Source organism: Tianweitania sp., assembly GCF_032053605.1.
Classification (GTDB): domain Bacteria; phylum Pseudomonadota; class Alphaproteobacteria; order Rhizobiales; family Rhizobiaceae; genus Tianweitania.
In genome coordinates, this window is the sequence record NZ_DAMBUH010000122.1 from 8,691 (window position 1) to 9,685 (window position 995).

2 protein-coding genes are annotated in these 995 nt (G+C 53.5%); both read left to right on the forward strand.

Annotated elements, in window-relative coordinates; translation table 11 throughout:
* Positions 1–488 (forward strand): hypothetical protein (locus RTX98_RS18210; RefSeq protein WP_312798210.1); only part of this gene is annotated, 488 nt, incomplete at its 5' end.
* A 6-nt stretch (positions 489–494) separates the two neighbouring features.
* Positions 495–995, forward strand: a 501-nt coding sequence (locus RTX98_RS18215) for a nuclease-related domain-containing protein (RefSeq protein WP_312798211.1), incomplete at its 3' end; no start/stop codon positions are given.

Below are 995 nucleotides of genomic sequence, written 5' to 3' on the forward strand. Positions count from 1 at the left end.
CCCAAAAACCGTTATTTCAGCTATTTCCTGCGGGGCGTTGGATTAGTCGAAAGTATTTGCTGAGGCACTCTCCTCGATATGTAGTGCCGGACAGAACTATTATCGTGGCAAAGCAAGGAACGCTCGGTGAAGATGAGCTTTTTTGCCGAAGTGAGCTAATTACGGGAAAGCGAGCGTTGGATCGCGCTTACACGGACCATTGTATGCGAATAGTTGTTCGCCCTGGCGAGATTGAGCCGGGCTATCTATATGCTTTCCTTCGATCAAATGCAGGATTCAGAATACTGCGCGGCCTCGCCGAAGGATCAAAGCAGCAGGACCTGCATTGGAAGAGGGTGCCTAATATTCCAATTCCTCGATTGGCAAGCAGTTTGGAAAAGGAAATAGCCGAAATGGTTTATCGTGCTTATGCCGAACGAAATGCTGCAATCGACCTAATGATGGATGGCACCAGCGACGTCGAATCAAAGATCCGAATGGGAGCGTAAGCGGATATGGCCAAAGTGATTCCAGTGGGCCAGCCGGTCAACGACGCCGAACGTGCCGCGATCGCTTATCTGCGAGATCGCTTGCCTGATAGTTTTATCCTGCTTCATAACTTTCAAATCGAACGTCAAGGGGAGCGTTTCGAGATCGACATCGCTTTGTTGGCGCCCCATGCGGTGTACCTAGTCGACGTAAAGGGCACGCGCGGCACGATCGATGTGTATGGCAATAAGTGGTACCCAGAGGGCCGCGCACCGTACCCGTCCCCACTGGGCAAGCTGCGGGGGCACGCCCGAACGGTGAAGGGCTTGCTGACCCAAGCCAATCCAGGTCGGCATGAGCTAGACGAAATTTATGTGGACGCTGCCATATTGCTCACTGCGCCCGATGCGCACCTGAACGACCGCGAACAGCTTGATGTAGATCGGGTGGTAAAGCTGAAGGACGCCGATCGCTACTTCAAGGATGCGACGCGCATCCCGGCTCGCTTCTCTAAGAACATCCGGCAG